The organism is Vibrio makurazakiensis (assembly GCF_050337375.1).
GTDB lineage: Bacteria > Pseudomonadota > Gammaproteobacteria > Enterobacterales > Vibrionaceae > Vibrio > Vibrio makurazakiensis.
The window spans coordinates 1-4,222 of record NZ_JAKJSW010000284.1; the positions used below are offsets into that span (position 1 = coordinate 1).

Consider the following 4,222-nt stretch of genomic DNA (forward strand, 5'->3'; position numbering starts at 1 on the left):
CTTTTAATGCTAAAACCTCTTCTGAAGACCAGAAGAAACACGACGACTTTGTCGCTCGAATGATGGAAAAAGGTTACACCGAGAAGCAAGTGAGATTGCTGTCTGAGTGGTACCTAAGAGTGCGTAAATCCTCTTAAGCATAAGATGGATAGCTACTGCGATACTTAAAGGGGAAATTTATGGCGCAATTTATCGATCGGAGGCTCAATGGCAAGAACAAGAGTGCTGTTAACAGGCAGCGCTTCTTGAGACGCCACAAAGAGCAAATAAAGGAATCTGTAGCCGATGCAGTAAATCGACGTTCAATCACCAATACGGAAACAGGTGAAGACGTTGCGATTCCGCATAGAGACATTAAAGAGCCAACCTTCCATCAAGGACAGGGAGGAATGCGCGAGCGAGTCCACCCTGGTAATGACCAGTTTATTACTGGTGACAAAATTGACCGCCCTAAAGGCGGCGGTCAAGGTGGTGGCTCTGGTGAGGGTGATGCCAGTAAAGATGGCGAAGGCCAAGATGAGTTCGTATTCCAAATATCAAAAGATGAATATCTCGATATTTTATTCGAAGACCTTGAGCTTCCTAATTTGGAAAAAAACCAGATTAGTAAAATAACAGAGTGGAAAACTCATCGAGCGGGATACCAAACAGCGGGGATCCCGTCGAATATTGCCATCGTTAAATCTTTGCAGCAGTCGCTTGCAAGACGTACAGCAATGACAGCTGGTAAGAAAAGAGCTCTAAATGAACTCATGGAGCAACTCGACCAAATAAAAATGGAAGAGCCCGCTCAACCTTTTGAAGAAAACCGTTTAAAAGCAGAAATTGAAGAACTAAGAAACAAAATCAATAGTGTTCCTTTTATTGATACCTTCGATCTGCGCTTCAAAAATTATGAACGACGCCCTATCCCTTCTAGCCAAGCCGTTATGTTCTGTCTAATGGATGTATCTGGCTCTATGGATCAGGCAACGAAAGACATAGCAAAACGCTTTTACGTGCTGCTGTATCTTTTCCTTAACCGAACTTATGAAAATGTCGATGTGGTATTTATTCGTCACCACACTCAAGCCAAAGAAGTCGACGAACATGAGTTTTTCTACTCGCAAGAGACTGGTGGAACCATAGTTTCAAGTGCACTAAAACTCATGAATGAAATTGTCGCAGATCGCTACCCAGTAGGAGAATGGAACATTTATGCGGCACAAGCTTCCGATGGTGATAATTGGGCTGATGACTCCCCACGCTGTAAAGAATTACTCGTGAACAAGCTCCTCCCTAATTGTCAGTATTATTCTTATATCGAAATAACACGCCGCTCACATCAAACCCTGTGGCATGAGTATGAAAAACTAGAAAGTTCTTTTGATAACTTTGCGATGAAGAATATTCGCACCGTCGACGACATTTTCCCAGTATTCAGGGAATTGTTTCAAAAAGAGACAGCGTAAGGAGGCTTGCCCATGACAACGAAGTCAAACGTTGCCGAAAAAGGCAAAACCAAGACACTGCCAGATGGCCCAGACTGGACCTTTAATCTTTTAGAACAATATCACGTAGAGATTAAACGAGTCGCTCAGCACTATAGATTAGACACCTACCCTAACCAGATTGAGGTAATAACGTCTGAACAAATGATGGATGCGTACTCCAGCATAGGGATGCCCATTAATTACAATCACTGGTCGTTTGGTAAAAAATTCATCCAGACAGAACAAAACTATAAGCATGGGCAAATGGGGCTCGCTTATGAAATTGTGATTAACTCAGACCCATGTATCGCTTACCTAATGGAAGAGAACACTGTAACCATGCAAGCTTTGGTTATGGCGCATGCATGTTATGGACACAACTCTTTTTTCRAAGGTAATTACCTATTTCAAACGTGGACTGACGCAAGCTCCATTATTGATTATCTGTTATTTGCCAAAAAGTACATCAGTGAATGTGAAGAGAAATATGGCGTCGCTGAAGTTGAAGCCTTAATGGACTCTTGCCATGCGCTCATGAATTTCGGCGTCGATAGATACAAACGTCCAGAGAAGATTTCCATAGCCGAAGAAACCGCCCGCCAGCAAGAACGTGAGGCGTATCTCCAGTCACAAGTCAACGAGCTATGGCGAACCGTTCCACAAAAGAAAACCAAAGAAGAAGACATTAAGGTTCGTTTTCCAAGCGAGCCTCAAGAAAACATCCTCTACTTCATTGAAAAACACGCCCCACTCTTAGAGCCTTGGCAGCGAGAATGTGTGCGAATAGTTCGTAAAGTAAGTCAGTACTTTTATCCACAAAAACAAACTCAAGTAATGAACGAAGGTTGGGCAACCTTCTGGCACTACACCATTTTGAACCACCTATACGATGAAGGCATAGTAACGGATAAATTCATTCTAGAGTTTTTGCATAGCCACACCAGTGTTGTAGCGCAGCCCTCTTACAACAGCCCGTATTTCAGTGGTATCAACCCTTACGCTCTCGGCTTTGCAATGTTCCGAGACATCAAAAGGATTTGTGAAGAGCCTACCGATGAAGACCGAGAATGGTTTCCTAATTTGGTCGATACAGACTGGCTCGACGCATTGCACTTCGCAATGAAGAACTTCAAAGATGAGAGCTTTATTAGCCAATATCTATCACCTAAATTGATGCGTGACTTCAAGTTGTTTGCGGTACTTGATGACGATAGAAAGAACTTCATTGAAGTGAGTGCAATTCACGATGAGTCTGGCTATCGGATGATTAGAGAAAAGCTTGCAGCTCAGTACAACCTTAGCAACCTAGAACCCAATATTCAGGTGTTCAATGTTGACGTGAGAGGCGACCGTTCGATGACACTGCAATACATTCCACATGACAGGATCCCGCTAGATAAAGGGCACGATGAAGTGATGAAACATCTTTATCGCCTATGGGGGTTTGATGTGGTACTCGAAGAGCTAAAAGATACAGGCCGAAGAGATATTCTTTCTGCTTGTCCAAAGCGAAATGATTACGACGCAAAAATTTAGCGGTATATGCATAAAAAAGGGCGATATCAATGATATCGCCCTTCTGCTATTTAGTTTAACTCTAGCGAGTCATTAAACAATTGGTTTCTGACCGCGTTCAATCAACTTCATTAATACGCTGTCTGCTGATTTGCCCGCTACACCCGCAAGCTTATCTGAAAGCTTCTTCTTTTGAACATAGTGAATAGCCAGTACAGTTTTATCTTTGCAAGCTTCCACGACTAAGTCATCAGAAGTACGGATGTCATCCACTAGCCCTAACTCGTGAGCTTGAGTACCAAACCAGTGTTCACCCGTTGCAACCTTATCAAGGTCTAATGCAGGGCGATGGTCTCGGATGAAGTTTTTAAATAAGTCATGCGTTTCTTCAAGCTCTTCTTTGAATTTTTCACGTGCTTTATCACTGTTTTCACCAAACATAGTCAAAGTACGTTTGTATTCACCAGCCGTCAGTTGTTCAAATTCAATGTCATGCTTTTTAAGCAGTTTATTGAAGTTTGGTATTTGAGCAATAACGCCAATAGAACCAACAATTGCAAAAGGGGCAGATACAATCTTATCGGCAATACATGCCATCATGTAGCCACCACTCGCCGCCACTTTATCTACAGAAATAGTTAAAGATAAACCTGCAGCTTTAATACGATCCAATTGAGAAGATGCTAGACCATAGCCGTGAACCATGCCACCGCCTGACTCTAATCTAAGAAGAACTTCATCACCTTCACGAGCAACCGCAATCACAGCGGTTACTTCTTCACGCAATGACGCTACTTCTTTTGCATCAATACTGCCGTTGAAGTCTAAAACAAATAAATGAGCGTCGCGTTTACTGTCTAATTCGCCTTCTTTTACGGCTTTCTTAATTTCTTTATCACGTGATTTAGATTTTTCTTTTTCTGCTTTTTTCTCTGCTTTATCACGAGCTTTAATAAAAGCGCCATCATGCAGATGATGCTCTAATTGTTCTATCGTTTCTTTGTGGTGTTCAGATAGGTTGGTGATTTCCAGCTCACCTTTAATTGCGCTTGATTTTCCACCTACAGATTTAGCTATCACTAAAATTGCAATAATGGCGATTACAACTGTCGCAATCTTGGCTAAAAACAAGCCGTAGTCCAACAAAAATTCCAATGTCATATCCCCTAATGTATGAATTAGTGTATTGTAACCATCTTGTCACGATTACCAAGAATTTATAATCATTCCTAGCG

3 protein-coding genes are annotated in these 4,222 nt (G+C 42.0%); 2 read left to right on the forward strand and 1 reads right to left on the reverse strand.

What is annotated here, in order from left to right; genetic code table 11:
• Positions 1-179 precede the first annotated feature (179 nt).
• Both L4C33_RS20000 and L4C33_RS20005 read left to right on the forward strand, forming a co-directional pair.
• On the forward strand, positions 180-1,451 hold the full coding sequence (locus L4C33_RS20000; RefSeq protein WP_428814157.1) for a YeaH/YhbH family protein: 1,272 nt from the start codon (positions 180-182) through the stop codon (positions 1,449-1,451).
• Positions 1,452-1,463: 12 nt separating this feature from the next.
• Positions 1,464-3,008 (forward strand): SpoVR family protein, encoded by a 1,545-nt coding sequence (locus tag L4C33_RS20005; protein WP_428814158.1) that lies wholly within the window; start codon positions 1,464-1,466, stop codon positions 3,006-3,008.
• 72 nt (positions 3,009-3,080) lie between these two features.
• On the opposite strand, the gene sohB is transcribed toward L4C33_RS20005, so the two are convergent.
• The gene (sohB, locus tag L4C33_RS20010; RefSeq protein WP_428814159.1) at positions 3,081-4,148 is read right to left on the reverse strand and encodes a protease SohB; all 1,068 of its coding nucleotides are present in this window, start codon (positions 4,146-4,148) and stop codon (positions 3,081-3,083) included.
• Positions 4,149-4,222: the final 74 nt, after the last annotated feature.

Excerpts from the sequence above, each read along its gene's own strand:
- L4C33_RS20000 (WP_428814157.1), top strand. The coding sequence starts at position 180 with ATGGCGCAATTTATCGATCGGAGGCTCAATGGCAAGAACAAGAGTGCT.
- sohB (WP_428814159.1), bottom strand. The coding sequence starts at position 4,148 with ATGACATTGGAATTTTTGTTGGACTACGGCTTGTTTTTAGCCAAGATT.